General features: G+C 59.4%; 33 protein-coding genes. 16 read left to right on the top strand and 17 right to left on the bottom strand.

The features are described from left to right. Positions 1–221: 221 nt before the first annotated feature. From AC1PPK_RS16760 to AC1PPK_RS16730, 7 genes are all read left to right on the top strand, one after another. On the top strand, positions 222–467 hold the full coding sequence (locus tag AC1PPK_RS16760) for a major coat protein (RefSeq protein ID WP_481114146.1): 246 nt from the start codon (positions 222–224) through the stop codon (positions 465–467). Between the two features lie 146 nt (positions 468–613). Beyond that, the gene (locus AC1PPK_RS16755) at positions 614–838 is read left to right on the top strand and encodes a hypothetical protein (protein ID WP_481114145.1); all 225 of its coding nucleotides are present in this window, start codon (positions 614–616) and stop codon (positions 836–838) included. Beyond that, positions 835–2,157, top strand: a complete 1,323-nt coding sequence (locus AC1PPK_RS16750) for a hypothetical protein (RefSeq protein ID WP_481114144.1) — start codon at positions 835–837, stop codon at positions 2,155–2,157. The genes AC1PPK_RS16755 and AC1PPK_RS16750 overlap by 4 nt, the downstream gene beginning before the upstream one ends. Before the next feature lie 9 nt (positions 2,158–2,166). After that, a complete protein-coding gene (locus tag AC1PPK_RS16745) occupies positions 2,167–2,493 on the top strand; it encodes a DUF5455 family protein (RefSeq protein WP_481114143.1) in 327 nt (108 codons plus the stop codon). A gap of 21 nt (positions 2,494–2,514) precedes the next feature. After that, on the top strand, positions 2,515–3,336 hold the full coding sequence (locus AC1PPK_RS16740; RefSeq protein WP_481114142.1) for a zonular occludens toxin domain-containing protein: 822 nt from the start codon (positions 2,515–2,517) through the stop codon (positions 3,334–3,336). A gap of 125 nt (positions 3,337–3,461) precedes the next feature. Then, positions 3,462–3,737, top strand: coding sequence for a hypothetical protein (locus tag AC1PPK_RS16735; RefSeq protein ID WP_481114141.1), 276 nt, complete (start codon positions 3,462–3,464; stop codon positions 3,735–3,737). A 311-nt stretch (positions 3,738–4,048) separates the two neighbouring features. After that, entirely contained in the window at positions 4,049–4,324 is a 276-nt protein-coding gene (locus AC1PPK_RS16730) for a hypothetical protein (RefSeq protein ID WP_481114140.1), read from the top strand. Between the two features lie 384 nt (positions 4,325–4,708). Here the strand turns inward: AC1PPK_RS16730 and AC1PPK_RS16725 are convergent, their stop codons facing one another. Both AC1PPK_RS16725 and AC1PPK_RS16720 read right to left on the bottom strand, forming a co-directional pair. Continuing rightward, positions 4,709–5,158, bottom strand: a complete 450-nt coding sequence (locus AC1PPK_RS16725) for a helix-turn-helix domain-containing protein (RefSeq protein WP_481114139.1) — start codon at positions 5,156–5,158, stop codon at positions 4,709–4,711. Positions 5,159–5,288: 130 nt separating this feature from the next. Then, the gene (locus tag AC1PPK_RS16720) at positions 5,289–5,792 is read right to left on the bottom strand and encodes a hypothetical protein (RefSeq protein WP_481114138.1); all 504 of its coding nucleotides are present in this window, start codon (positions 5,790–5,792) and stop codon (positions 5,289–5,291) included. A gap of 17 nt (positions 5,793–5,809) precedes the next feature. On the opposite strand from AC1PPK_RS16720, the gene AC1PPK_RS16715 reads away from it, so the two are divergent. Then, positions 5,810–6,091 (top strand): hypothetical protein, encoded by a 282-nt coding sequence (locus AC1PPK_RS16715; protein WP_481114137.1) that lies wholly within the window; start codon positions 5,810–5,812, stop codon positions 6,089–6,091. Positions 6,092–6,164: 73 nt separating this feature from the next. Then, positions 6,165–7,058, top strand: coding sequence for a hypothetical protein (locus AC1PPK_RS16710; protein ID WP_481114136.1), 894 nt, complete (start codon positions 6,165–6,167; stop codon positions 7,056–7,058). A 201-nt stretch (positions 7,059–7,259) separates the two neighbouring features. Here the strand turns inward: AC1PPK_RS16710 and AC1PPK_RS16705 are convergent, their stop codons facing one another. After that, complete coding sequence (locus AC1PPK_RS16705; protein ID WP_079436153.1) at positions 7,260–7,493, bottom strand: helix-turn-helix domain-containing protein; 234 nt, start codon at positions 7,491–7,493, stop codon at positions 7,260–7,262. Positions 7,494–7,644: 151 nt separating this feature from the next. On the opposite strand from AC1PPK_RS16705, the gene AC1PPK_RS16700 reads away from it, so the two are divergent. Continuing rightward, complete coding sequence (locus AC1PPK_RS16700) at positions 7,645–8,094, top strand: hypothetical protein (RefSeq protein WP_481114135.1); 450 nt, start codon at positions 7,645–7,647, stop codon at positions 8,092–8,094. A gap of 85 nt (positions 8,095–8,179) precedes the next feature. Here the strand turns inward: AC1PPK_RS16700 and AC1PPK_RS16695 are convergent, their stop codons facing one another. Beyond that, positions 8,180–9,238 (bottom strand): DNA-binding protein, encoded by a 1,059-nt coding sequence (locus AC1PPK_RS16695; protein WP_481114134.1) that lies wholly within the window; start codon positions 9,236–9,238, stop codon positions 8,180–8,182. A 290-nt stretch (positions 9,239–9,528) separates the two neighbouring features. Between AC1PPK_RS16695 and AC1PPK_RS16690 the strand changes: the two genes are divergently transcribed. Both AC1PPK_RS16690 and AC1PPK_RS16685 read left to right on the top strand, forming a co-directional pair. Then, positions 9,529–10,116: an antitoxin Xre/MbcA/ParS toxin-binding domain-containing protein gene (locus AC1PPK_RS16690; RefSeq protein ID WP_374486918.1), complete on the top strand. Its 588-nt coding sequence runs from the start codon at positions 9,529–9,531 to the stop codon at positions 10,114–10,116. Then, the gene (locus AC1PPK_RS16685) at positions 10,116–10,610 is read left to right on the top strand and encodes an RES family NAD+ phosphorylase (protein ID WP_481114133.1); all 495 of its coding nucleotides are present in this window, start codon (positions 10,116–10,118) and stop codon (positions 10,608–10,610) included. The genes AC1PPK_RS16690 and AC1PPK_RS16685 overlap by 1 nt, the downstream gene beginning before the upstream one ends. A gap of 21 nt (positions 10,611–10,631) precedes the next feature. Here AC1PPK_RS16685 and AC1PPK_RS16680 read toward each other — a convergent pair whose 3' ends face one another. Beyond that, complete coding sequence (locus AC1PPK_RS16680) at positions 10,632–10,850, bottom strand: heavy-metal-associated domain-containing protein (protein ID WP_374486920.1); 219 nt, start codon at positions 10,848–10,850, stop codon at positions 10,632–10,634. A gap of 166 nt (positions 10,851–11,016) precedes the next feature. Between AC1PPK_RS16680 and AC1PPK_RS16675 the strand changes: the two genes are divergently transcribed. The 4 genes from AC1PPK_RS16675 to AC1PPK_RS16660 all read left to right on the top strand — a co-directional run bounded on the left by AC1PPK_RS16675 (position 11,017) and on the right by AC1PPK_RS16660 (position 14,806). Then, positions 11,017–13,470, top strand: a complete 2,454-nt coding sequence (locus AC1PPK_RS16675; protein ID WP_481114132.1) for a heavy metal translocating P-type ATPase — start codon at positions 11,017–11,019, stop codon at positions 13,468–13,470. Further along, on the top strand, positions 13,467–13,934 hold the full coding sequence (gene cueR, locus AC1PPK_RS16670) for a Cu(I)-responsive transcriptional regulator (RefSeq protein WP_374486922.1): 468 nt from the start codon (positions 13,467–13,469) through the stop codon (positions 13,932–13,934). The genes AC1PPK_RS16675 and cueR overlap by 4 nt, the downstream gene beginning before the upstream one ends. A gap of 112 nt (positions 13,935–14,046) precedes the next feature. Then, entirely contained in the window at positions 14,047–14,295 is a 249-nt protein-coding gene (locus tag AC1PPK_RS16665) for a hypothetical protein (RefSeq protein WP_481114131.1), read from the top strand. A 145-nt stretch (positions 14,296–14,440) separates the two neighbouring features. Continuing rightward, positions 14,441–14,806, top strand: a complete 366-nt coding sequence (locus AC1PPK_RS16660) for a hypothetical protein (protein ID WP_374487292.1) — start codon at positions 14,441–14,443, stop codon at positions 14,804–14,806. 55 nt (positions 14,807–14,861) lie between these two features. Here the strand turns inward: AC1PPK_RS16660 and AC1PPK_RS16655 are convergent, their stop codons facing one another. The 12 genes from AC1PPK_RS16655 to AC1PPK_RS16600 all read right to left on the bottom strand — a co-directional run bounded on the left by AC1PPK_RS16655 (position 14,862) and on the right by AC1PPK_RS16600 (position 23,861). Continuing rightward, complete coding sequence (locus AC1PPK_RS16655; RefSeq protein WP_481114130.1) at positions 14,862–16,127, bottom strand: type II restriction endonuclease; 1,266 nt, start codon at positions 16,125–16,127, stop codon at positions 14,862–14,864. A 99-nt stretch (positions 16,128–16,226) separates the two neighbouring features. Further along, positions 16,227–16,499 (bottom strand): HU family DNA-binding protein, encoded by a 273-nt coding sequence (locus AC1PPK_RS16650; protein WP_481114129.1) that lies wholly within the window; start codon positions 16,497–16,499, stop codon positions 16,227–16,229. An 83-nt stretch (positions 16,500–16,582) separates the two neighbouring features. After that, positions 16,583–17,878, bottom strand: a complete 1,296-nt coding sequence (locus tag AC1PPK_RS16645) for an HD-GYP domain-containing protein (protein WP_481114128.1) — start codon at positions 17,876–17,878, stop codon at positions 16,583–16,585. 9 nt (positions 17,879–17,887) lie between these two features. Then, positions 17,888–18,559, bottom strand: coding sequence for a flagellar basal body rod protein FlgB (gene flgB / locus AC1PPK_RS16640; RefSeq protein WP_481114127.1), 672 nt, complete (start codon positions 18,557–18,559; stop codon positions 17,888–17,890). 6 nt (positions 18,560–18,565) lie between these two features. Next, positions 18,566–18,814, bottom strand: a complete 249-nt coding sequence (locus tag AC1PPK_RS16635) for a hypothetical protein (RefSeq protein WP_481114126.1) — start codon at positions 18,812–18,814, stop codon at positions 18,566–18,568. 46 nt (positions 18,815–18,860) lie between these two features. Then, a complete protein-coding gene (locus tag AC1PPK_RS16630; RefSeq protein WP_481114125.1) occupies positions 18,861–19,112 on the bottom strand; it encodes a hypothetical protein in 252 nt (83 codons plus the stop codon). Positions 19,113–19,252: 140 nt separating this feature from the next. Next, positions 19,253–19,543, bottom strand: coding sequence for a hypothetical protein (locus tag AC1PPK_RS16625; RefSeq protein ID WP_481114124.1), 291 nt, complete (start codon positions 19,541–19,543; stop codon positions 19,253–19,255). 57 nt (positions 19,544–19,600) lie between these two features. Then, positions 19,601–19,960 (bottom strand): hypothetical protein, encoded by a 360-nt coding sequence (locus AC1PPK_RS16620; protein WP_481114123.1) that lies wholly within the window; start codon positions 19,958–19,960, stop codon positions 19,601–19,603. A gap of 92 nt (positions 19,961–20,052) precedes the next feature. After that, positions 20,053–22,416, bottom strand: coding sequence for a heavy metal translocating P-type ATPase (locus AC1PPK_RS16615; RefSeq protein WP_481114122.1), 2,364 nt, complete (start codon positions 22,414–22,416; stop codon positions 20,053–20,055). 28 nt (positions 22,417–22,444) lie between these two features. Further along, the gene (locus tag AC1PPK_RS16610; protein WP_374487300.1) at positions 22,445–23,095 is read right to left on the bottom strand and encodes a methyltransferase family protein; all 651 of its coding nucleotides are present in this window, start codon (positions 23,093–23,095) and stop codon (positions 22,445–22,447) included. Then, positions 23,082–23,345, bottom strand: a complete 264-nt coding sequence (locus AC1PPK_RS16605) for a DUF2933 domain-containing protein (protein WP_481114121.1) — start codon at positions 23,343–23,345, stop codon at positions 23,082–23,084. The genes AC1PPK_RS16610 and AC1PPK_RS16605 overlap by 14 nt, the downstream gene beginning before the upstream one ends. A 27-nt stretch (positions 23,346–23,372) precedes the next feature. Continuing rightward, positions 23,373–23,861, bottom strand: a complete 489-nt coding sequence (locus AC1PPK_RS16600) for a YHS domain-containing protein (RefSeq protein WP_374486935.1) — start codon at positions 23,859–23,861, stop codon at positions 23,373–23,375. Positions 23,862–23,878: the final 17 nt, after the last annotated feature.

The following is a 23,878-nucleotide window of genomic DNA, read 5'->3' as shown; positions in this document are numbered from 1 at the left end:
CGGGGCTCTGGTCATGACCGACATCACCGACACCCCCGAACTGATAGGCCTGTACCTGGGCGCCTGGGCCGTTGGCTTCTGCGCTGGCTACTTGGTCAGACTTTTTCGGCGCCTTGCCGACCAGGCTGTGTGATCCCGGAATGGACGGCCCGCCGGGCCGGCCGTGACGGGAGCAGACAGCCGATAACCCGCCCGTAAGGGCTCACTTAGGAGTAAATGAAATGCAAACCACCCAAGTCGCCCAGAAGGGCTCTATCCGTCGTCGTATCGCTCAAGCCGTGGCCGCTGGCGCCTCGGTGGTCGCTGTGCAGGCGCACGCCGCACTGCCGACTGCGGCCACGGAAGCCTTCACCAATCTCAAGGCCGATGCGTTGTCGCTCATTGATCTGGTGTGGCCTGTTGTCGGTGCGATCACCGTCGGTTTCGTGCTGATCAGCCTCTTCAAGCGCGGCGCCTCCAAGGTGTAATGCTGTGCGCATGACATCCTTGTCATGCAGGATTGCGGCCCTCGTGGCCGCTTTCTTCTTGAGCCAGTCGGCGGCGGCTCAAGAAGACAATGCGCCGCTGCCGGTTCCTGCACCGGCCAAAGCGGCGTCTTTAGGTGGATCTCAAAATGTTCGCAGAACTTCAGATTCCGTTCTTTCTGCTCCTCGCGATTCTTTTCGTTGCGCTCGCGGTGTCTATTCAGACAATTGCCTCCATGCTGATTCCCGTCCTTCACGTGACGTATCCGTATTGTTTCCGGAAACGTATGTTTTGGATTGCCGCAGCTTTTTACGCCCTGGCTATGATTGCGTTCGTGTTGTTCGCAATCGATGACTTGGATTTATTGCAATGACTAGGCATATACGGCTTTTCGCTTTTCTTGTTGCTGGCTTTTTGTTGTCTGTGGTATCGATGTTTTCTTTTGCTGGTGATAAGCATTCATCTGATGGCAAAACTGCGATGCAGCTTTGCATGGATGCGCAGTCAAAAAGCACTGACACTATTTCAAAGGCGTGTTATTACACGTCCGGTCCGTGTCCCGATAATCAAAACGGTGGGACGTGCCAAGAAATCGCTCGATTTCTTTGGACATATTCGGGTAGTACATATGTTGGGGGCTTATCGACTGCTTATTTTTCGTATTGTCCTGATGCCACGCCGACTTGGGACGGCGCTCAATGCGTAACTGCTGGTCCGTGCAAATCTAAATCTGGTCAATCGGTCGATGATGGTTCGCTTGATTTCGGCGACGGGTCAAACAAAAAGCTCTCGATGTCATTTCCGACGCGATCCGATGACAATTATGTCGGCCAGACGTTTTGTTCTGGCGGTTGCAAGGCGGCGGTTGATAGGGAAGTCGGATCGGCCGGCATGACGGTGGATGGCTCTTACTATGGGCAGTTTTCTGCCAAATTCTCCGGCCAAAGTTGTGAATCGGGCCAAGCGGCTGCGACGCCTAAAACCACGCCTGCGCTGATTCCGAAGAACACACCGGAATACGATTGCGTTTCTAGCGGCATGGGTTATGGCTATGTGAATGATGTGGTGAAGTGTGTCGCCAAGACATCCTCGAAGGCCAGCGAAACCAAGTCGACACAAACGACCAATGCCGATGGAACTCGGACGACGGTCAATAAGACTGACAGCACTGTTTGCGCATCGGGCGTTTGTACGACCACCACGACCACGACCACGACGCAATACAACAGCTCGGGCTCAGCGACGGGCACGTCTATTACCTCTGAGACTACTACCAAGCCTGATCCGAATTCAGGTCTTGGTACTGGCGGCGTCAAGGATGGGCAGCAGCAGGGCGCCGAATGTGGCGTAGCGGGAAAGCCTCCGTGCGGTGTCAAGGTCGATGAAACGGGCGTATCGAGCGATGTTTCTGCTGTCGATCAGAGCGCCAAGCAAAAAATTTTGGAGGCGTATGACGAAGTGCGCCAAAAAATGGAGGAGGTTACGCGTCCTCAGCGCTGGGGCGTGACGTGGGTTTATCAACCTCCAGCGGGTGCGTGCTCTGCATTGCAATATGGCACGTCCTTGCACAAATTCTCGATTGATATCTGCAAGCCGCTTGGCTATATCCGCGACTTGTGGAGCTATGTCATTTATGTGATGACCGGCCTTTATATCTGGCGCTCTGCTCGCGACGCTATGAACATTGTTTAAGGATTTGCCATGCCATTACTTGCAACTCTCCTGACCAATCTTTTCGGATCGCTCGCCGGCTGGTTGGCGCAGTTTGTCGGGAAGAAGCTGGCTATTGCACTGTCGGCGGTGGCGACGCTTGGGGCTTTGACGGCTACGTTTTACGGTGCAATGTCGGCGCTGCTCAATGGTATCGCCACGCAGATCCCGGATATGCCCGGCGCGCAGATTGGCATGTGGGTTGCCTGCCCGGCGAATTTGCCGGCCTGCTATGCCGCCATCTTGTCTTGTGACACGACGGTGGCGCTTTATCGCTGGTCGATGAAAAACCTTGGCTACATCGTGCAGAGCACTTAATTATCGTAACTGTGACGAAAAATGGCTGATTACCTTGTTACAGGGAAGAAGGGCAACGGAAAGAGCCTGGTGTGTGTGGCTCGCATTCAGGATGCGATTCGGCGTGGTGCTCCTGTTGCTACCAATCTCGATTTGTTCTTGGATAAGTTGCTTCCTGCTGACAATCGTACGGCTCGTATCATTCGGCTCCCTGATAAGCCGACGCGTGCCGACTTGGATGTAATCGGCTCGGCTTATGAGGGTCGTTATGATGAGAGTCGGTTTGGCGTTCTTGTGCTTGATGAGTTGGCGACTTGGCTTAACTGTCGAACTTTTCAGGACAAGGATCGGTTGGGCGTGTTGGAGTGGTTGGCGCACTCTCGCAAGCTGCACTGGGATACGTACCTGCTTGCCCAACATCCGAATCAGATCGATAAGCAGGTCAAGGAGGCTTTGGTCGAATACCATGTGATTTGTCGTCGTGCTGACCGCATCCGCATTCCGATTCTCGGCCTCAAGCCTCCGCGTCTGCACATTGCGTATGTGCGTTACGGTATTGATCAGCATGCTCTGCTGTCTGATCGGTGGATGTACCGCGGCAACCATTTGTTTGATGCGTATGACACGGATCAGCAGTTCCGCTCTGACTACCCGCATGCGATCCACTCCATGCTGCCGCCCGGCTACTGGGCTCCGAAGCCTCCCCGGTCCTTCCTGGCCTCCCTGGTGGCCTTCCTGCGGCGCAAAGCGCCCGCCAAGCCGGCCCTGAAGCCCAAGCGGCCCTTGGTTGCGGCCCTGGCCAGCCTGCCGGCCGATCAAGCTTTCGCCGAGGCCCGGCGCCTGGTCCTCTCCGGCGCCGTGTAGGGCAGGGCGCTGGCGTCGAGTGGAGTAGGGCGCCCCTTCCCTATCGGTATCCCAAAATGCATAGTTTGATTTATCGTCACTGTGACGTAAAATAACCTCATCGAATTAACGTAACAGTGACGAAAATGATTGATGCGAACGACAAGGCAACGGCGGATCTGATCGGCGACACTCCGAAGCGTCGCGGCCGTCCTTCGACCGGCAAAGCCAAGTCCTCGGCCGAACGGATGCGGGAGCTGCGCCGCCGCAATGGTTGGGCCATCGGTGACGATTTCGACGGCCTGACCAATACTGGCCTGTACGAACTCCTGGCCAGCGTCCACGCCAAAGGCCAAGAAAACCTCTTTGAGCGGTGTGTGGCTGAACTCCGCAAGCGGATGGCTCATAATTCGTCACAGTGACGAAAAACAAAATCGGCTCGGCCCTCTCCTGCAGGTCGTAATTTTGAGGAGAAGGGCGCCGGCGACGTGGCGCCGTATCTCTTTGTTTTGCCGTGTTTTTTTACCGTTTCTCGGGTCCGTTGTTCGTTTTCACTACCCTTCCTGCAGTCATTGTTTTTGCCTTTCCTGCTTTTGACCTTGCTGTTTTCCTCTCTCTTTTCTTCCTTGCCTTTCCTGTTCCCTCTGCTTCAACCCCTTCGCCTTGCCTCTCCTGCCTTACCTTGTTCTCTCACATAGTCCATAATCCGTAACAGTGACGAAAATTAGCCATCATGAGCGCGATCACCTTTGACACCCTGAAGTACGTGGAACGCCTGAAGGATGCCGGCATGCCCGAGGCTCACGCCAAAGCCGAGGCCGAAGCCTTGCGCGATGCCCTGGGCGAACTGGTCGAGCTGCGCAGCCTGGCAACCAAGGAAGATGTCACGGCGCTGCGGGCCGACACGCACACCGCGATTGCGGAAGCGAAGGCGGACATCATCAAGTGGGTTGCCGGCCTGCTGCTCGGGCAGGCGGCCCTGATCGCCGCCCTGGTCAAACTGCTCTGAATTTTCGTAACTGTGACGAAAATCAAACCCGGCCCGCGCCGGGTTTTTTCATGGGTCGATCTTGCGAGGGGATCGGCCAGCCGCCGGGCCGTCCAGCGGCCCGCGCGCTGCCGAACAGGAAAAGGGTCGGCACGCAATGAACTATCACGCAGCAGCGCGGCACGCGGGCTTGATAGGGTTTGCTGCTATGGCTGCCAAACCGAAACCCTGGGAACTTCAAGAGGACTGGTACGCCGGGCTGGCCCGGCGCGTGATGGCCGAAATGTCGGCCCGGGGCGTCACGCTGTACCGGCTTTCCCATCTGTCGGGCGTTCAGTTCACGCTGACGGCCCGGTACATACGAGAAGGCCGGCGAATGCCGGCCTTTGCACTGTTTCGATACGCTCAGGTGTTAGGCGTAACCGTGTCGGATCTGGTAGGGGATCGAGAGCAGCTGCGACAGCAGGGCCTTGAGTTTCCTGAAGATTGAACTTCTGAAAACAGTAACTTGTAGGATGTCAAAGGATTAACTGCTGCTTCGGCTCTTTGTGGTAGGGCGGTAAAAACTAAGAGTCCGGCCATGGTTGCCCCTGCCATGCGTCCAGCAATTTTCTGCCAGTAGGCGCGACGTTCGTCGTTTTTCTCCGTGCTGGCTTCAATCTCTGCCATCAGTTGCCATGGATCGCGGTCTAGGATTTCGGCCAGCTTTCCGCACTCATAAGGGCCGGGCGTGCGCTGTCCTTTTCGGTACATGCTGATATACGCCTTGCGGATTCCTGATTTTTGTGCGAACGCGTAATCGCTTGATGTTCCAAGCTTTTCTTTCGCCTCGTCTATTACTTTCGATATATCCATGGTGCTATCTCCTGTCTGGATGTGGACAGTTTAGTCACTATTGGTGACTTGACAATGGTCACTAATGGTGACTACTCTGCGCTTGGTCACATTTTGTGACTATTCGATGGGAGTCGAAGCCATGAGCCAGTTACGTAAAAGCGAAGTAGAGCAGGGCAGCAAAGCCTGTGATGGTGAAGAGGTAGAGCGTTTGCATGATGTCGTGCCGTCGCTCGTCGTTCATGTCTCTTTGTTCAAGCAGGCTGTTGATGGCGAAGAGGGCAACGATTGCACTCGCGACGAGCGCCGCCATGTAGCCCGCTGTGCATATGAGGTCGAACGGATTCTTAAGCATTCTCAGAAGTCCTTTCTTTGGAAGCTTCGGGATTTTACTGACATTGGCATGCCGCTCCTGTGTCTTTTCTACGGCACTTTGAGCGGTGTGGTTTTCGGGTTGAAGTTGGCTCGTTCCATGGCTACGGGGTCTTAAGCCATGGATGAACATCAAATCTCTTGGGCTCTGAGCCGTGTAGTTCCGGCTATGGAGTCTTGCGTCACGCTTGAGACGTGTTACGGGTCGCTTGAATTGACTGGTGATGATGCGCAGGTCTTGCAAGCTGTTGTCCGTCGTCTGCTGCTCGATAAGCGTGCTCAATTGAAGGAGGCTGTGTGATGTCCTTCAAGAAAGCCAAGTGTTACGACAAGTCTGAATTCCGTGGTGAATACCGCGTTGAGTTTGAACTTAAAGCTCAAATGTCCCTGCCCGGCCTCCCCGCGCCGGATACCGCCGACGTGCGGGCAGGGGCACCCTTATTGCAGAGTGCTGCGCCTGTCGCCCCCGTTAAGAAACGCGGCCGTCCGGTGACGGGTTGCGCAGTTCCCGCTGCTGAACGGATGCGCCGCATGCGTGCCCGTCGTCGTGCTCAATCTGATTTGTTCGGCGGGGTGCGGTGATGGACGACATTCTGCTTTTGGCTATGGGTGCATTCGTTTTTTGGTATGCGTGCCGCGCCACGGGGTTTCTTGCATGACCCGCAAAAAGCGCACTACCCCCCAGTTCCTCCCCACGGTGACGGAAACCCTGCGAGCCGAAGCGAAGGCCCGCTTGTCGGCTGCTGATATTGCCGGGCTCGAAGAGGAAGCGCGTAACGCGGCGAGCGGTCGCGCCGTAGGCGCGGACGCTGACGCGGGGGCGCGGACGATTGCCCCCTCGTCAGTAACACGAGGGGAACATGTGCCCATGGTCGAGCTGGTGCTCGTCGGGAACAAGGTGCTTCAGGTCATGAAACGCACCGGCCCTGACGGCGGGCAGGCCTTTATCGACTGGCTGAACTTCACCGTCCATGAAGACACGGCTCACTACGTTGGTTGGCCGGGCTCTACCCTGACGGATACCGATGTCGTTAAGGCCATGTCGTTTGCCTTGCACGAGATATTTGGATTTGGTGTTACGGGCCAGTATGACCGGGGCCGGAACTTCTACAAGCGCTCCTATCCCCTGGGCGAAGAGGGTTACGGATTTGTTGGCCATGGCGGTCAACGCCATTCCTTCCTCGTCTCGATCTCCGGCTCCGGCCTCGCCGCAGCTAAACCCGGCTGGGAATACCGCCTGCGGGCCTTCCTTGAAGGCGTGGCGATCAATCCCAAGCTGACGCGGGTCGATGTAGCTCACGACTGCTTTGATGGCGAATACACGCCCCTCCAAGCCTTCCACGATTACGACGACGGCCTGTTCCGGCTGTCACGCTCGCCGGTCGATCCTGAGTGGGATGGACGGGGAAATTGGAAGAAAAAGGATCTCGAGGGCGGCGACCCTAAGGGCCTGACGGCCTATATGGGGTATGACCGGGATGAAGGGAAAACATATACATATCCCCTGGAAGTCAATGTTTTAAAAGGATTAAAAAATAACCATTTTTGATTTATTCGGCATAGTTCACGAGGCCGCAGACTCACCCATCCACCTCACAAGCCTCACTTTGGCGGCGCGCACAACTCCTGCCAAGGCAGGATCACCGATCTCAGTAAGCTGATGGTCCGTCGTAACGGACTTTGCTATGCCCGCAATGCCTAGCAGTTGATGAATACGGGAACGAGGGAATTTGGTGCAGTGGCGGAAGGGTTACGCATCACTTGTTCGGCTCAAACTGACCGACAAGTCCACGCCCAGTACGACAGAAATCCGATGAAGAATCAGCAGGGAGGGATTGGCAACCCCGCGCTCCAGTTGCGAGACGTAGGTCCGATCCACCTCGGCCTGTAAGGCCAGCGCCTCTTGAGACAGCCCAAGCCGCTTGCGAGATTGCTTGATCTCGGCGGCAAGGTCGGCACGAAGTTCATCGAAAGATTTGACCACCGACGAACGATGCCGGTGGCGGGATTATCAATCCACGGAATATAATCTACATTCCATTCGATGGTTCCCCCTCGTTTGCTCCAATCCCCTCGCCCAGCCATTCGAGCCGTATAACCGGTGCGATGGCTCTTCGCTGCCATGAGAGAGTCTGATGTTTCTTACCGATAACGCCGCCCGTCATCCATTTGCCTCCCATTTTTATGGTGATGGAATGAATGTCTGGAGAGCGGCCACTTTGGCTACGCTGGATGAATGGTTCTACTTGAATTGCTTGGTCAAATCTCCGGAAGGCGAATTCCCGGAGATCATCCTGATCTCCCATCCCTCGCACGATCTGCTGTCGTTTCTCGATCAACGAAAAGATGACGTCACCGTTATCGACGTCCAACTCGTCAGCCCGCCGCACTTGAATGGCACACGGCGCTGGAAGATGGAACCACTGGTTCGGATTTGGAGAGATCCGTCGAACTCCTGGTCTCACCGATACGAAGTCGCAAATGGAAACCGGTACTACTCCATCCAAAATGATCGGGATAACACCGAATTCGAGCTTTGTCGGGAATTCACTTTAAGTGATGCGGCCGAGTCTGCGCCTGCATAGATGGCCCGATCGGCTCGGACTCTGGAAGACGGCCAGTGAAATCTTCCAGGCCGGGTCGCATCTGCACTGATCCACTCACTTTGCGTCACGAGCCATGCGCTTGCGGCCCTTGCATTTTCTTGCGCCGCTCGGTGACCAGCTCGGCAACATCTCCCTGAATGCGCTCAATGATCGCCTCCAGGGCCGCTGCGGTAGCCTTGGAAGTTGCCAGATCCAGACTCATTTGCTGCAGACGCTCTTCCAGCGCAGTGCGACTGGCTTCGAGGCCCTGATTTCGTTCGACGAGCTCGCCGATGCGTGCTTCGCGCTCAAGAGCCTGCTGCTCGACCTCATGCAGGCGTTGCTGGGCAAAGATGAGTTCATCCCGCTCCTTCTTGAGCGACTGATTCTCTGCCTTTGCCTGACGCAAGCTGGTGCCTGATCCCGCCAATTCGCTCGCCAAGCGCGAGCATTCCTGGTGAGCGTGAATGAGCTCATGCTGCTTCTTGTTGCTGGCCTCCTGCTGGGCGCGAAGCTCGCCCTGCAGGTAGGCCACCTGCTGTTCATGTTGGCGTAACTCCTGATCCCGCTGCTCTTTCACTGACTGCCTGAAATGCGCCAGGGCTTCACGGGAATTTTGGTGCTTCTCCTCCAGCGATTGCCGATGCTCTTCCTCGGCCGCCAGACGCTCTTGAAGATCCGCCACCTGTTGAACGAGCTGCGTGCGGATCAAGGTCTCATCGCGCAGCACCTTTTGCGTGTCCTTGTGTGCCTCCCGCTCACGCACAAGCGCGAGCTGACACGCCTCCAGTTGCTGGCGAAAGGACTCCGCCTCATCAGAGGCGGCCTTTGATTGCGCTTGGGCATCTTGAAGGCGTTTGCTGTACCGTGTCTCGGTCTCGGACACTCTGGCATTTGCCTCTCCATGGAGGCGTTCAGCCAGTCTCCCCACTAGATCCAGCAAGGATTCGCTGACGGCCACCTTGCTGCCCGTGACCGGACCTTCCTCCTCCTCGATCTCCTTCAGGTGGCGACTGATGGTGGTCCGCGACCCCGTATTCCCCAGCTCTACCCGAATGGCATCAATCGACGGGTGCTTGCCGAGGGCGATCAGCTTGTCCCGTGCTCGCACCACCTCGGATTTGTAGATGCCTGCCCTGGCCATGGTCTGCCTCTAATTTCGTACTGTATTACGTATCATGATAGTACATACTAAAAGTGGCGACTGAATTTTCACTTTTACGTTAAATCTAACATTCAATAATAGGGTGTTATTCAATGTTAAGCCCTTCAGGGAGGTAAACGGACTCGCTTCTGGCGTACAAGGGGCCCTGATCCGATGGATGCAGAGCGTTCAATACAGCATCTTCGTCATTGACGCTTTACCAGCCCGGACGAACCCGGGGCGTTGTCTCATTTGAGCTATACTGAAAGCTCAAATGAGCAGGTGCGATCATGGAATTCATTGCGAAGACACCACGTCCCAAGAGGGTTCAGACGGCTCAAGCCAAAGGAGGCGTGACCACTGGCGTCAAGGTGATCGGCACCACGAAGAAGTCCCCAAGTGGGGTGATCAAGAAGCTTGCAGGTACCTCCCATGTTCGCGCCGGCATGCTCGCTTATGCCAAGAATCTCTACCAAGCCTCCACAGCTGAGTATGTCGGGGTGATTCGGGGAAAGGTTCCGGCCACCCACGTGGACCTGATCGTTGATGTGACGTCTGTCCCCAAGGAGCGTCTTGTTCGTATCCTTGACCTGCGGCGAGCCACCATTGCGCGAAAAATACGTGAAGGCGAGATGCTTTCGACTGATCAGTCAGAACGCGTACTGGGACTGGAGCGCTTGATCGGTCAAGTCGCTGTCATGGTCGGTGACTCTGGGGATTCAACAGGCTTTGATGCGGCCCGATGGGTCGGCGATTGGCTTGAACAGCCCATTCCTGCGCTGGGAGGGGCGAAACCAGCGGACTACATGGACACGATAGAAGGACAAGAACTGGTTTCCCGCCTGCTTGTGCAGTCCCAGGCTGGGGTTTTTGCCTGATGCGCGCATGGCGGATTGCAACCGACACGCCGGACTATACGGCAGATGACCTGACGGGTGCCGGAGCGGAGATTGTAGGCGGCCGTTGGAATCGCAAAGGGTTGCCGATGCTCTATTGCGCATCGTCCGTATCGCTTGCGTGCCTGGAAACGATGGTCCACTTAGGTGCAGGGGGCCTGCCCCTCAATCGTTACCTCGTTGAGATCGAGATCCCGGACCAAGCCTGGGGCCGGCGCGAGGAGCATGCCGAAGTTACGCTGCCAGTCGGCTGGGACGCAGCGCCCCCGGGCAAAGTGAGCTTGGATTTCGGGGATGACTGGCTGCAGTCCATGCGCTCGCCCGTAATCCTTTTGCCCTCATCCATTGCGCCTGAGGATTCGGTGATACTCATCAATCCTGCCCATCCAGATGCAAAGGGTGTTACCGCGAAGAAGACCCGGCGTTGGTTTTACGATCCGCGGACCTTCATCGCGAGTAAGTCTTCAAGCGTCTAGTCGTTCCAGCAGTGCGGGCCGTCAGCTCTCAGCGGCAGCGCCCATTTGAACAGGCGTATAACCTGATTCGACAAGCACCTCCTGGAGTTCGGCCGCAGTCATCGAATCCGCCTCGATCGAGACCCGATGCTGCTTGAGATCGATAGTGACGGTGGCGTCGGGCGCGGCCTCCTTCACCGCCTTGGTGATCGTGCTGGCACAGTGACCGCAGGTCATGTCTTGAATGTGGAAGGTGATCATGATGTTCTCCTTTGAGGGTTGAGAAACGGTTCGTACGAAGCACTCTGGACCTTTCCACCGTTGTAAGGTCAAGCGTCGCCGCAAGAAATTCTGGTGATGCCGACCCTTGACCTTCCCACCGTGGGAAACTTCACCATGCAGACACATCTTCGTTTTGGAGCGAAACATGTCTGCATCCCTCTCGATACCTTCCCCAGTTCAGCATCACCTCCGCGTCAAAGGAATGACCTGTGCGACGTGCGCCACGCGCATCGAAAAAGCACTCGCTAAACTGCCGAACGTCCAGGCAGTCAGCGTCAATCTCGCCACTGAAGAGGCCATCGTCAGTACCGCGGCGACACTCCAGCCTGCTGTTCTCGCCGAGGCCGTCCGTGCTGCGGGCTACGAGGTGGAAACACGTATTTCTGAACTGCAGATCGGCGGCATGAGCTGCGCCTCCTGCGTGTCCCGTCTCGAAAAAGCGCTCCTGAAAGTGCCCGGCGTGCTCAGCGCAACCGTCAATCTCGCCACTGAGAAAGCCCGGATAGAGAGCGCCACCTCCATTTCCTATGCCACGCTTGCCGCCGCCGTTGAGGCCGCCGGCTACACTGCATCCACCGTTGCGCAGGCTCAGCCATCTGCACCGCCGCCTCAGCGGCGCCCCGAATGGTGGCCGGTCCTTATCAGCGCTCTGCTGACGCTGCCTCTTGTCGCGCCCATGGCGCTTCAAGCCTTGGGATACCACTGGATGCTCAGCGGTGAGTGGCAACTCGCCTTGGCCACACCGGTGCAGTTCTGGCTTGGTTGGCGCTTTTACGTTGCCGGCTGGAAGGCGCTGAAGGCCCGCGCCGGCAACATGGATCTCCTGGTGGCCCTCGGGACCTCCGCGGCTTACGGTCTGTCCGTGTACATGTTGCTCCAGCAGGCTGGCGCCGGGATGCCCCACCTCTACTTCGAAGCCTCCACCGCGGTCATCACGCTGGTGTTGCTGGGCAAGTGGCTGGAGCACCGGGCCAAACGGCAAACCGCCGATGCGATCCGTGCGCTGAATGCACTTCGCCCGACGATCGCCCGCGTCTGGATCGATGGTCAAGAGATCGATACGCCGGTCGAGCAACTGTCGCTGTCGGACGTCGTGGTGGTTCGCCCGGGCGAGCGGATTCCCGTCGACGGCGAGGTGCTGGAAGGCCAGAGCGAAGTCGATGAATCGCTGATCACCGGCGAGAGTCGCCCGGCGCCCAAGTCACCCGGCCAAACGGTCACCGGGGGGGCCATGAATGGTGCCGGCCTCCTGCGCGTCCGCACGACTGCGATCGGCACCGAAACCACCTTGGCGCGCATCATCCGGATGGTCGAATCGGCCCAGGCCGCGAAAGCGCCCATTCAGCGGATCGTGGACCGTGTCAGCGCGGTCTTCGTGCCCGTCGTCCTGCTGATTGCCGCGGCAACCTTCACGGGTTGGATGCTGGTGTCGGGCAGCTGGGAGACGGCGATCCTCAACGCGGTCGCAGTCCTGGTGATTGCCTGTCCCTGCGCCCTGGGGCTCGCAACCCCCACGTCGATCATGGCAGGGACAGGGGTTGCCGCACGACATGGCATTCTGATCAAGGACGCCTCCGCTCTTGAGGTCGCCCATGCAGTCACGGCCGCTGCGTTTGACAAGACCGGCACCCTGACCGAAGGCAAACCGTCCCTGACGACCCTCATCGCTGCCGAAGGCCTTGATGAGGCCGACGTGCTCAAGCTGGCGGCGGCCCTCCAGCAAACCAGCGAACATCCCCTTGCTCATGCCGTTCTGGAGGCGGCCCGTGTGCGCAATGTCGCTGTTCCCGCAGTCCGCGATGCGACCGCCCTGCCAGGACGAGGCATCCAGGGTGTTGTCGGGAACGATGTGTTTGCGCTCGGCAGTGCCCGCCTGATGGCGGAACGCGGTGCCGATGCCGGCCTTCTTCAGTCACAGGCCCAGCAGTTGGAGGCTGAAGGACAGACCGTGTCGTGGTTGTTGCGTGGCCAGGGCAATGGATGGGAAGCTCTGGGGGTATTGGCTTTTGGCGATGCGATCAAGCAAGCGTCCTTTGCCGCCATCGAACGGTTGCAGGCCCTGGGCATCAAGACCGTGATGCTCACCGGGGACAATCGGGGTAGTGCGCAAGCCGTGGCCAGATCCCTGGGCATCGACGACGTGCGGGCCGAGTTGTTGCCCGGGGACAAGGCCTCCATCGTGCAATCCTTGCGCGAGCAAGGCCACGTCGTGGCCATGGTGGGCGACGGACTGAACGATGCGCCGAGCCTCGTGGCTGCAGACGTCGGGCTCGGTATGTCCACGGGCACGGATGTGGCGATGGAAGCCGCTGGAATCACACTCATGCGTGGCGATCCGCGCCTGGTGGCGGACGCCTTCGATGTATCCCGGCGAACCTATTCAAAGATCAAGCAAGGCTTGTTCTGGGCCTTTGCCTACAATGCGCTGGGGATTCCGTTGGCGGCCTTGGGCATGTTGAATCCCGTCGTTGCAGGCGGCGCCATGGCCTTCAGCAGCGTCAGCGTCGTCGCCAACGCATTGCTCTTGCGGCGCTGGCGCGGTGCTTCGGCAGCGCAGCTGCCGAGCACGCCGACAACTCTGGAAGGAAACGCATCATGAACATCGGTGACGCCGCCAAGGCCTCCGGAATCTCGACCAAGATGATCCGCCACTACGAAGGGGTTCAACTGCTTCCGCCGGCCCAGCGAACGGAATCCGGATATCGGCAGTACACGGAGAACGACGTGCGTAGCCTCCAGTTCATCCGACGCGCGCGTGACTTGGGCTTCTCGATCGACGAGATCCGCGATCTGCTCAGTCTCTGGCAGGACCGCAACCGTCCAAGTCGCCAGGTCAAGGCGCTGGCCGCTGTGCATCTCGAAACGCTCGACAAACGCTTGCAGGAACTTCAAGCAATGAAATCGGCATTGGAGCATCTGGTTCACTGCTGCCAGGGGAATGATCGCCCCGACTGCCCGATCCTGGAAACTTTGGCGGGCACCGGCAACGACGCGTCGGACGCAGACGCATCATCGGCCCAGCGCCATCGCCACGGCCACCGAATCACGGGAGGAGCCGCTTGACGTGGGTTCTCGACAGCCCGGCACAGTTCGCCTTCACCTCGGGAGGAAAATCCCGAGGTCATGTATGCTGCTGGCGCGTTCCTTTACCTTTGAATGATGAGGAGAATTCGTAATGCCGAACACGAAGACGACAGGTGACAAGGCTGCGACGGCGGCATCCAAGACCCTGCAAAGCAAGTTGACGGGCGCCAACTCCAAGACGGCGGCGGGAAGTGCCCTCTCACAAAAAGACGCACCTAAGAAGCAGACTTCGCCGCAAGCCGCGAAAGCCGCATCGAAGGTTTTGACCGATGGTCGAACCAGCGCCCAGTCGAAATCCGCCGCGGGGAGTGCGTTGTCTCAATCCAAGGGCAAGAAATGAAGCCCGGGCGAGGATGTCAAACCTGCAGAGTGCCTGACGAGAAGATGACAGAATTGTAACCGACCTGTTCGGGAATGGTAAGGGTCGAAGTCGCATGATGTGTCTGCCAGTTAGTTCATAACAACGGAACCGAAGGAGATACATCATGAAACTGATTTCGACCCTGTTTGCTGCCCTGATGGTCACCGCCGCAAGTGCCTACGCCGACCCGGGCATCGACAACCATGAAGAAGCCAACGGCCACATGTTGAATGAGGTCCAGAAGCACAAGTCCACGGCCGCAGACGTCAAGCTGGAGCGTGAGCGCCAGAAAAACCTGGACCGCGACAAGGGCAATCACGAGGAAGGCGTCGGCGGGCACGCCCTTCACGAAGTGAAGAAGATGGCCCCGGCCACCAAGGAGAGCCAAGCCAAGAAGCGGGCGGCCGAGAAGTCGCTCGACCGCGACAAGGACAATCACGAAGAAGGCGTAGGTGGCCACGGCCTCTATGAGGCCACCAAGGGTAAATAAGAGGAATAACGCGGCGGTCCTCCTGGTGCCGCCGCTTCAGCTTCAGCCGCGCCCGTCAGAATGCACGGGCGATGGCTTCCACAGGTTTGATTCCGCTCCCGAAACGCGAAATGGCTTCCCGGTGCTGTCGTAGCTCGCCATACGGCAGATAGCGAATATTCAGTTCCCGAACCTGAGAAAACGCGGGACGCAGCACCTGCTGCCGAACATCAGCCTCCCGGTCATCGGGCGCAACGAGGAACAGGTGAAGACGCTGTGCCGTTCCACCTGACAGCGCCAGATCCAGGAGCCGAACGATGCCGGAATAGATCGACGTCGTGTGCTCCACCTCGAAGGCCGCCACGACGGCACCGGAATCCCGTTCAAGCCAGATCACATCGATGAGCCGCACGGCCTCAGCGCCTTCGCTCTGCAAAGCCGGCGGCAAGACCGTGATACAGCCATCCCCGAGGCGACCCTCTCGATACGGGCGCGTCTGATCGTTGCTGGCGATCCACACCGAGAACCCCAAGGCCAGCCCGAGATCTCTCAGCCACCCTTGCACTTCCGTGTGCCCCTCGTCGGAGACCCGGTTCTTGTCCAGTTGCTTGGCAAAGGCAGCCGTTTCCTCCCGCACGGCCGCCAGGTCCTTTTCCCAGGCGTCGGTCGCCTTGGCATCCCCCGCCGCAGGCGGTAAAGGATAGCGCTCCATGCCCAGATCGAACATGAGCCCAGCCACCGCGCCGAGGTCATTGGACAGGCGATCCCGGTGACGCTGGTTGAACTCGATAAGCCCTTGCCGCATCGCCAGATAGTGATCCCAACGCCCGAGCTTGACCCCCGCACCGGTCAGGGCGTTGTAGCCCTTCACGATGGCGGTATTGAACGGAACGACGATCGTCGGATGGATGAAATACAGCAGGTTGGCCGCGGCGGGGCCAAGGCCCTTGATGCCCTTGGCTTCAAGCGTGCGGATTGCCTGAAGCACGTCGGCCTCCTTGGTACAGCAGTCGCACACATGCAGCAGACGGCCAAAGGCACGCTGATTGTCCCTGTCCTCGTAGATGTCCGGGATGCGCAGCTTGGGCTTCCACAGGAAAGCATGATCGGCCCCCTTGAAGATCTGGCGCTGCTCGGCAATCGAGGCGACGACGGTTTCGAGCGATGAACCTCGATAGACATTGCCGAATGAGCCGTCGTCCATCTCCTTGATGACCTGGCCGATACCACGCCGGATCGAGCGGAAGTTCTTCAGGCGTTCTGGCCACAAGAACCAGGATTGGTACGTTCCATTGGGATCTTGCTTCCAGCGGTCAATCAAGAGGTGGGTGGTCTCAGACATGAACAAGACAGGCAAAACGGATAGTGAATCAGGGTATCACCAACCGAAGGTGCAACGGGACTCGGGCCCACCCTTGACCCTGATCTTTTCCAAGGCCTCTTACACCCGCTCGCGTAGCGCTTTGCCGGCCTTGAATCGTACGACCACTTTGGGAGGGATGTTCACCGCGTCTCCGGTCTTCGGGTTGCGCCCGTTTCTGGCGTCGCGCCGGTGGGGGGCGAAGCTCCCAAAATCACGGATCTCGATCCGTCCGCCGTCCGTGAGCGACTGGGCCATCGAACGGAGGATCGTAAGGACCGACTGTTCAACCCGATCCGACTCGACGTGCGGCATTCGTGACACCAGTCGAGCCATCAGTTCCGATCTAAGCATTTGAACAGTGTATCCAAAATCTCGCGACGACCAGGCTACCGTGGGATGGCGTAGCATCCGGTGTCAGCCTACCCTCGTTTAAGTTACGCAACGGATGCCACTACACCCAGCTTGAAATAGCGTGACAGCGCCTCATGCAGGCGCTGTTGCAACCCCTTCCTATCCGCACCGGTGATCGTTGTGTACAACGCCGGCGAGATGTCCTTGAAGGTGCCAACGATGCGCGGATCAAAATGACTTCCCGATTCGCGGACAATGATCTGCATCGCCTCCTCGAACCCCATCGGGGATTTGTAGGAACGCTCGGAGGTCAGCGCATCGAACACATCGACGACGGCAAAAATGCGAGCAATCAGCGGAATCTCGTCACCTCGCAAACCGTCCGGGTATCCCTTGCCGTCCAGCCTTTCATGGTGGTGCCGGATGATCACCGCGGCCTCCTGCAACCAGGGGTTCCCGGTGACGATCTCCGTACCGAGGACCGGATGCGTCTGCATGATCTGGAGTTCAGCGGGCGTCAATACGCCCCCCTTCAGGAGAATGTGATCGGGAATGCCGATCTTGCCCACATCGTGCAGAAAGGCGCCGGCGACCAGATGCGAGATTTCCTCCGCCGACACCTTCAGCGCCTCCGCCAGACCGATCGCGTAGAGCGTGACCCGATAGTTATGGGCATCGGTGCCAGAATCCTTCTTGGCCACGGCATTACCCAAGGAGCGGATCAGCGATAGGTTCGAGTCCAGCAGGGAACGGGACAGTCCCATGGAGCGTCGCAGCATGGCGAGCATCAGCGGGTACAGAACGAATGCGGTGGCCAGCACGGCCCCGACGGCAGTGAGGGCTCCCGTACGAACTTGATCCCGCTGGGCCTGGACGGTTTCCGCATCGAGCCGGCTGATCGTTCGCACATAGCCCGCAAGCCGGCCATTGCTGTCAGTGATCGGGACAACCACGTGAATCAGATGTTCGGCACTCACGTCGAGCCAGGTCCGGTGAATCTGATCGCGTTCGGGGCGCTTCAGCGCCTGGGTACGGAGGACGTCGATCAGCGAGGGCGCGCTCGTTCCCCAGTTCTCATAGACCTGACGGCCAGCCCGGTCGAACACCTGCAGGCCGACAAAGCGGCTCTTGTCGAGCAGACGCTCCAGCCCGTCGTGACCATCGGGCCGACCGGAACTGACGATCAACTGCATCGCGGGGGTCGCGAAATGACGGGCACTTCGCGTAGCTTGCTCCAAGGCCGCCCGCTCGGCGCGGTAGGTACCAATCCAGTAGGCAACACCGCCGGCGATGAGCGCCACCACGAACGCGGCCAGCCCAAGCCGGATGGCCAGCATCCAGCGCAACTGACGGGGGGTTTCCGGAAAAGGGGTACTCACGTCAGCGTGTCACTTCAGGTTCTGGAGCATTTCCATTTCGTGCTTGAAGTGCCCGCTCACCCGGTCCATTGCAAACTGTAGCATCATCGTGTTCTCCGCAAATTTGGCGCGCTCGACATCCATCTCGACCGTGTTCCCATCGATCGAGCCCTGGCTGGGCACATGGTATTTGAGCGGGATGGATGCCTGGGGATTGGCACTTTGCCCAAGCAAATGCCCTGCCGAGGTAGTAACCAAGGAAACCGGAGGTACGGTTTCCGATGCCTGGACAATACGTAGCGCTTCCTGGAAATCGATGTCGATGGCCTTGTAACCCGGCGTGTCGGCATTGGCGATATTCGACGCGATGATCTGCTGCCGATACGCTCGCAGTCCCATCGCGACTTGTTGAAAGTCGTGGCTCGGATGCCCCGAACCTGCCAAGGGAATGTGTCGGGATTGCAAACCCGTTCCCAGCGCCGTCCGTGTGTCGCGCGAAGCCGAACTGGCCCCCGCCGTGCTTGAGGCAACAGGGAAGGACGCACCTGCAGGGGGCGCTCCAACGGTACCGCGGCCCAATGCCTGGGATAGCGCGGACGCAAAAGAGGGTGCGCCGCTCATCGGTGCCCCATGCGCACTGTGTCCGCCATTCTCGACGGCAGGAACAGATCCAGAACTCCCGACGCCAGTGACGAGAGGCATGACCGTTTACTCCTGTTCGTTCATGATCAGGATGGCCTTCACCGGGTCGATCGGTCCGGTCTCGTGCCATTTACTGCTGAGCTTTGGTGCCGGCGCCTTGTCCATGCAGCCATGGTTGCACTCCACGACCCAGCGTTTCATCAACACCGCCTGGCAGAACGAAAAGGCGATGGCTTCAGGCTTGCAGCCGACCGCTTCGGCCAGGATGCGGCACGAACACCGGCTCCCGTGTTCATCGTGGACGTGCGATTTCATTTTGGAAACACCGAGGCCCCTAAAGAGGGGCCTCTGAACGATTAACTTACTTAGCGTCTCGCTGGTGGTTGTGACGCTTCGCATCCTTCGCCGGAGCCGGCTTGTCAGCCGTGGCTTCGGAGGTCGGAGCCGGCACGCCGGTCTTCTCGGTCATGTGGGAATGGGGCTTCACCTTCTTCGGTGCAGGCTTTTCAGTTTGTTCGGCCGGCGCCTTGTCGGCATCTGCGGCCTGCGCGCCAAAGGACAGGGCTGCGACGGTGGCGATCAGGGCGGTCGAAAGGAAGGTATTGAGTTTCATGACAGCATCTCCAAAAGTGGGTATCCAAAAAATTCGTGAAGCCGGTGGGCGAGTCCGACATGCCCAGTGTGTGCTTTTCTAGCCGTCAGAGACATGACCCAACGATTACATTCTTGTCAGGTTGCCAGACCGCCACATGCTCACTCGCGCTTTGGAAGTGCCGCCAGAACGGCTTTCTGAAACTCCAGCGTGCAGGACAGCAGCGCCGTCCAGTGATCCACGGCAATCCGACCCTTTTCCGGGAATACGGAGAAGTCCCCGTGTATCAGCGCCTCGGCATCGTGATCCGCCTGGCGCACCCACTTCTGCACGGCCTCAGTGGATAACGTGGCGACTTGCTCGCCGTAAGTAAAACCCAGCCGGCACAAACCCGCGGCTAGGTCCAACTGGGCCTGCAGGCGCTCCCGCAGGTCTTCATTCGATTCTTGCATGGTCTTCCCCCTCGCTTTCGATGACCCCGCCGCACCTCCCGCCGGGGCACCATGCCCTCATTGGCTCAGACTGGCCGCCGCGTCGCGATGTGCCTTTTCCAGCACTCGGGCCTCCTGGGCCGCTTCCTTGAGCTTCAGCCTCAAGGCACTGCAGTGAGAGGCCCACAGCCCGGCGTCGCCCTTGGGACGCCCCGAATACGCGACAGCCATCCTGTCGTGTTGCTTCGCTTCGGCGTCGTAGCCCGCCGCCTTCTTCGCAAAGTAATCGGCGATGCGTTGATGATCCGCCGGCGTGGACGCGTTCGAGATGAACTCGGGCAGCTCCGCGACAGGGGGCGTGATCGGCGTCGAAGAACAGGCGCCCAGTGACAGGACCAGTGCGACACCCGCGAGTGTCATGCTAAGACTGCGTTTCATGATGTCACCTCCGTATGAATGTGCAGGATCAGTATGCGACTGGCCGGCTGACGCTGGCGTGACCCAAGCATTACATCGCTGTCCTCGAAATGTCAGGAAGACTGCGGGCCTGTTTCCGCGCTCCGGAGGCGCAAGGCATTCCCCACTACGCTGACCGACGACAAACTCATCGCCAGCGCCGCGATCATCGGCGAGAGCACCAGCCCATAGGCTGGATAGAGCACGCCCGCGGCGATCGGGACGCCAAGGGCGTTGTAGAGAAACGCGAAGGCCAGGTTCTGCCGCATATTGCGGACGGTAGCCACCGACAGCGCACGGGCCCGGGCAATGCCTCTCAGGTCACCTTTAACGAGGGTGAGCTGGGCGCTGTTCATCGCCACGTCGGTGCCGGTCCCCATGGCGATGCCGACATCCGCCTTGGCGAGGGCCGGTGCGTCGTTGATACCGTCGCCGGCCATCGCCACGACATGTCCTTCTTGCTGCAGTCTTGCCACCAGGGCGAGCTTGTCGGCCGGTTTGACCTCTCCATAGACTTCTTCGATCCCCAACTGCTCCCCCACCGAACGTGCGGTGGTGAAGCCGTCGCCAGTCGCCATCACCACCCGCAAGCCGGCTGTCCGCAGGCTCGTCAGTGCTTCCGGCGTGCTCGCCTTGATCGGGTCGGAAACGGCGAGCAGGCCAATAAGGAGCCCGTCACGGGCGAGATGGATCACGCTGGCACCGCTGTGGCGAAGGGCGTCGAGCTCGGCGGTGGAGTCGAGCGCCACGCCCTCCTGTGCCATCAACGCCGCATTGCCAAGCGCCAGGCGCCGGCCTCCCACGATGCCATGGACGCCGATGCCGCTCGATGACTCGAACGCATCGACCTTATCGAGAGTCAGTCCCCGCTCGCGGGCCGCTCGCACGATGGCATCGGCCAGCGGGTGCTCGCTGCCCTGGTCGAGGCTGGCCGCAAGGCGAAGGATCTCGTCCTCGCCCATGCCTTGCAAAGCGATGGCACGCTCGAAGGCGGGACGCCCTTCGGTCAGCGTGCCGGTCTTGTCGACGATCAGCGTGTCGATCCGGCGCAGATGCTCGATGGCCGCCGCATCCCGGAACAGGATGCCCTGGGTGGCGGCTCTGCCCGTGGCCACCATGATCGACATCGGCGTCGCCAAACCGAGGGCGCAAGGACACGCGATGATCAGTACCGACACCGCACTGATGAGCCCGAAGACCCAACCTTGCTCACCACCGAGCAGCCCCCAGGCGAAGAAGCTGACAACGGCGATGGTGACGACGGCCAGCACGAAGTAGCCGGCCACACTGTCAGCCAGCCGCTGCATCGGCGCACGGGAGCGCTGGGCCTGCGCCACCATCTGGACGATCTGTGCCAGCATGGTCTGGGCACCGACCTTCTCCGAGCGAATGACGAGACTGCCCGAGGTGTTCAGCGTCGCACCGATCACCGTGTCCGCCACGCGCTTGCTGACCGGCAGCGGCTCACCGGTGAGCATCGACTCATCAACCGCACTGCCGCCTTCGACCACCACGCCATCCACCGGGACTTTCTCGCCCGGTCGGACTCTCAGCAGATCACCCACATGGACGTGGTTGAGGGGAATGTCCTCCTCGCTGCCATCGGCCCGGATGCGTCTGGCGGTCTTCGGAGCCAGGCCCAGCAGGGACTTGATCGCCGCCGATGTCTGCGAGCGGGCACGCAGCTCCAGCATCTGCCCCAGCAGCGTGAGCGAGATGATGACGACCGCCGCTTCGAAGTAAACGCCGATCCGACCGTGGACCATGAAGGACTCCGGGAAAAGTCCAGGCGCCAGCGTGGCGACGACACTGTAGAGAAAGGCCGCGCCGGTGCCGAGGCTGATCAACGTCCACATATTCGGACTGCGATGGAGCATCGACTGCGCACCGCGCACGAAGAAAGGCCAGCCGGCCCACAGGACGACGGGAATGCTGAGTGCCATCTCCAGGCTGCTGCGCAAGGCGGGCGATAGATCGGTCAGTTGATGTCCCGCCATCGCCAGCACGACCACGACCAGGGTGAGCGGCAGGCTCGACCAGAAGCGGCGCCGGAAATCCCGGTATTCGCCGGTATCGTCTTCAGCCGCCAGTTCCGGCATCACCGGTTCGAGCGCCATGCCGCATTTCGGACAGTTGCCGGGACCGATCTGGCGGACTTCCGGGTGCATCGGGCAAGTGTATTCCGCCTCGGGATCCGCCTTCGGCGCCGCAACCTGCGGCTGGACGTAGCGCGGTGGATCGGAATCGAACTGGGATTTGCAGTGACTGCTGCAGAACCGATAGGTCGCGCCCGCAAATTCGCTCTGAAAGGCCGACTCGGGTTTGACCTTCATTCCGCAGACGGGATCTGTCGCTGTCTCCGGCCCCGTAGCGTGGGGACCAGAGGGGGAATGAGAGTGGGCATGGTCGTGACGATGCCCGGAAGCGGCGGAGGTCATGGCAGCTCCTTATGTGTGTGCGTCGAATTCAGTTGGGGGACCGACGCTCCTTGAAAGCCGGCCACCATCCGGGGGTTCTGCGCATGTAGTCGCGATACGCATCGCCGAAAGTCTCCAGCGCCTGCGATTCCTCCCGCTTGGCAAGACGGACATAGGTCACGAGCAAGACGGGAAAGAGAATCAGCGTCAGCAAGGTTGGCCACTGAAACAGGAAGCCGATCATGATCAGGATGAAGGCGGCGTACTGGGGATGACGGATGCGGCCATAGGGACCGGTGGAGGCCAGTCTCCCGGCTTTCTGCGCCTCGTAGAGCACCGGCCAGGCGTCCGCGAGTAGCCAAAAACCGCCGATGATGAAGAGGCTGGACAGGATGTGGAAAGGACCAAAGTGGGGATTGGCCTTCCACCCGAAAATCATTTCCGGCAGATGCCCCGCATCATGGGAGAGCCAGTTGATCCCGGGAAAATGCTCCGCGAGCCAACCCGAGAGCAGATAGATGGTCAGCGGAAAACCATACATCTCGGTAAACAGCGCGACGACAAACGCTGAAAACAGGCCCAGCGTGCGCCAGTCCTGTTTGCTCTTCGGCTTGAAGTAGCTCGCGGCAAACAGGATGAAGAAAAGCGAATTGATGACGACCAGCGCCCACAATCCATAATCACCGTCATGGCTGTTCATGGTGATCTCCCTTGTCTTCGGCCACATGGTCATGCCTGTGGCCATGGTGCCCATGCATGAAGCGGTGCATCAGGGGACAGGCCAGCACCAGCAGATAGGGCAGAACGCCGAACAGATGGGCACGGTGTTCCGCCAACAGGTAGAACAGGGCCATCGCGGCAAACAGCCACCACATCCATCGACCGCGGCGGTGATGAACGTGGGCCTGGGCATCCGTTCCAGTTTGAGACGATTCACGGGAGTCGATCATCACGGCCTCCTAAAGTGAAGGACACACTCAGCGCGGCGTGGGCGGCCGGTTGCAGCAAGCCTGGGGCCCGGTGCGGGCCGCGTTCTGCAGTTCATTGTGCTCGGTGAAGCGCCACAGGCTACGGCGCAGTGCGTGTAGGCCACCTTTCAGGACGATGCCCGCCGCCTGTATTTCGGCTTCGATCTGGGAAAGGGACACCCGGCGCAGGTCATAGTCGATGTGCAGCCGATCCGCCTCGGCCCGAATCGCGCTCACCCCCATCATTGCCTGGAGTCGGCGGCAGGTCTCGTCAAGGGCTGCACCCGTCGCGATGCGCAACAGGCGGCGCTTGGGCATGGCCCGAATATCCTCCCCGCGGACTGCACCGGCGAATAAGGCCGGTGCCTCCAGAAAGTGCGCCAGGCACTGGGCCGAGCAGAAATGGAAGGTCACCCCATGGTAGACCGTGGTGTGAGCGCCATCACTCACCGTCATGCCGCACACTGGGTCCCGTTGGGTTTGCGTGCGCGCGTTCATCTGAGCCTCCTTGTTTA

It is taken from the genome of Zoogloea sp. JDB1 (assembly GCF_056724025.1).
Note: the sequence above shows the minus strand (reverse complement) of the source record. Positions and strands in the feature narration are given on the sequence as shown.

Excerpts from the sequence above, each read along its gene's own strand:
- AC1PPK_RS16695 (WP_481114134.1), bottom strand. The coding sequence starts at position 9,238 with ATGGCCAGGGCAGGCATCTACAAATCCGAGGTGGTGCGAGCACGGGAC.
- AC1PPK_RS16700 (WP_481114135.1), top strand. The coding sequence starts at position 7,645 with ATGTTTCTTACCGATAACGCCGCCCGTCATCCATTTGCCTCCCATTTT.
- AC1PPK_RS16665 (WP_481114131.1), top strand. The coding sequence starts at position 14,047 with ATGCCGAACACGAAGACGACAGGTGACAAGGCTGCGACGGCGGCATCC.
- AC1PPK_RS16610 (WP_374487300.1), bottom strand. The coding sequence starts at position 23,095 with ATGAACAGCCATGACGGTGATTATGGATTGTGGGCGCTGGTCGTCATC.
- AC1PPK_RS16625 (WP_481114124.1), bottom strand. The coding sequence starts at position 19,543 with ATGCAAGAATCGAATGAAGACCTGCGGGAGCGCCTGCAGGCCCAGTTG.
- AC1PPK_RS16690 (WP_374486918.1), top strand. The coding sequence starts at position 9,529 with ATGGAATTCATTGCGAAGACACCACGTCCCAAGAGGGTTCAGACGGCT.
- AC1PPK_RS16685 (WP_481114133.1), top strand. The coding sequence starts at position 10,116 with ATGCGCGCATGGCGGATTGCAACCGACACGCCGGACTATACGGCAGAT.
- cueR (WP_374486922.1), top strand. The coding sequence starts at position 13,467 with ATGAACATCGGTGACGCCGCCAAGGCCTCCGGAATCTCGACCAAGATG.
- AC1PPK_RS16755 (WP_481114145.1), top strand. The coding sequence starts at position 614 with ATGTTCGCAGAACTTCAGATTCCGTTCTTTCTGCTCCTCGCGATTCTT.
- AC1PPK_RS16725 (WP_481114139.1), bottom strand. The coding sequence starts at position 5,158 with ATGGATATATCGAAAGTAATAGACGAGGCGAAAGAAAAGCTTGGAACA.
- AC1PPK_RS16615 (WP_481114122.1), bottom strand. The coding sequence starts at position 22,416 with ATGACCTCCGCCGCTTCCGGGCATCGTCACGACCATGCCCACTCTCAT.
- AC1PPK_RS16730 (WP_481114140.1), top strand. The coding sequence starts at position 4,049 with ATGAGCGCGATCACCTTTGACACCCTGAAGTACGTGGAACGCCTGAAG.
- AC1PPK_RS16750 (WP_481114144.1), top strand. The coding sequence starts at position 835 with ATGACTAGGCATATACGGCTTTTCGCTTTTCTTGTTGCTGGCTTTTTG.
- AC1PPK_RS16600 (WP_374486935.1), bottom strand. The coding sequence starts at position 23,861 with ATGAACGCGCGCACGCAAACCCAACGGGACCCAGTGTGCGGCATGACG.
- AC1PPK_RS16605 (WP_481114121.1), bottom strand. The coding sequence starts at position 23,345 with ATGATCGACTCCCGTGAATCGTCTCAAACTGGAACGGATGCCCAGGCC.
- AC1PPK_RS16735 (WP_481114141.1), top strand. The coding sequence starts at position 3,462 with ATGATTGATGCGAACGACAAGGCAACGGCGGATCTGATCGGCGACACT.
- AC1PPK_RS16675 (WP_481114132.1), top strand. The coding sequence starts at position 11,017 with ATGTCTGCATCCCTCTCGATACCTTCCCCAGTTCAGCATCACCTCCGC.
- flgB (WP_481114127.1), bottom strand. The coding sequence starts at position 18,559 with ATGCCTCTCGTCACTGGCGTCGGGAGTTCTGGATCTGTTCCTGCCGTC.
- AC1PPK_RS16710 (WP_481114136.1), top strand. The coding sequence starts at position 6,165 with ATGACCCGCAAAAAGCGCACTACCCCCCAGTTCCTCCCCACGGTGACG.
- AC1PPK_RS16650 (WP_481114129.1), bottom strand. The coding sequence starts at position 16,499 with ATGCTTAGATCGGAACTGATGGCTCGACTGGTGTCACGAATGCCGCAC.
- AC1PPK_RS16760 (WP_481114146.1), top strand. The coding sequence starts at position 222 with ATGCAAACCACCCAAGTCGCCCAGAAGGGCTCTATCCGTCGTCGTATC.
- AC1PPK_RS16715 (WP_481114137.1), top strand. The coding sequence starts at position 5,810 with ATGTCCTTCAAGAAAGCCAAGTGTTACGACAAGTCTGAATTCCGTGGT.
- AC1PPK_RS16620 (WP_481114123.1), bottom strand. The coding sequence starts at position 19,960 with ATGAAACGCAGTCTTAGCATGACACTCGCGGGTGTCGCACTGGTCCTG.
- AC1PPK_RS16660 (WP_374487292.1), top strand. The coding sequence starts at position 14,441 with ATGAAACTGATTTCGACCCTGTTTGCTGCCCTGATGGTCACCGCCGCA.
- AC1PPK_RS16635 (WP_481114126.1), bottom strand. The coding sequence starts at position 18,814 with ATGAAATCGCACGTCCACGATGAACACGGGAGCCGGTGTTCGTGCCGC.
- AC1PPK_RS16655 (WP_481114130.1), bottom strand. The coding sequence starts at position 16,127 with ATGTCTGAGACCACCCACCTCTTGATTGACCGCTGGAAGCAAGATCCC.
- AC1PPK_RS16630 (WP_481114125.1), bottom strand. The coding sequence starts at position 19,112 with ATGAAACTCAATACCTTCCTTTCGACCGCCCTGATCGCCACCGTCGCA.
- AC1PPK_RS16740 (WP_481114142.1), top strand. The coding sequence starts at position 2,515 with ATGGCTGATTACCTTGTTACAGGGAAGAAGGGCAACGGAAAGAGCCTG.
- AC1PPK_RS16745 (WP_481114143.1), top strand. The coding sequence starts at position 2,167 with ATGCCATTACTTGCAACTCTCCTGACCAATCTTTTCGGATCGCTCGCC.
- AC1PPK_RS16680 (WP_374486920.1), bottom strand. The coding sequence starts at position 10,850 with ATGATCACCTTCCACATTCAAGACATGACCTGCGGTCACTGTGCCAGC.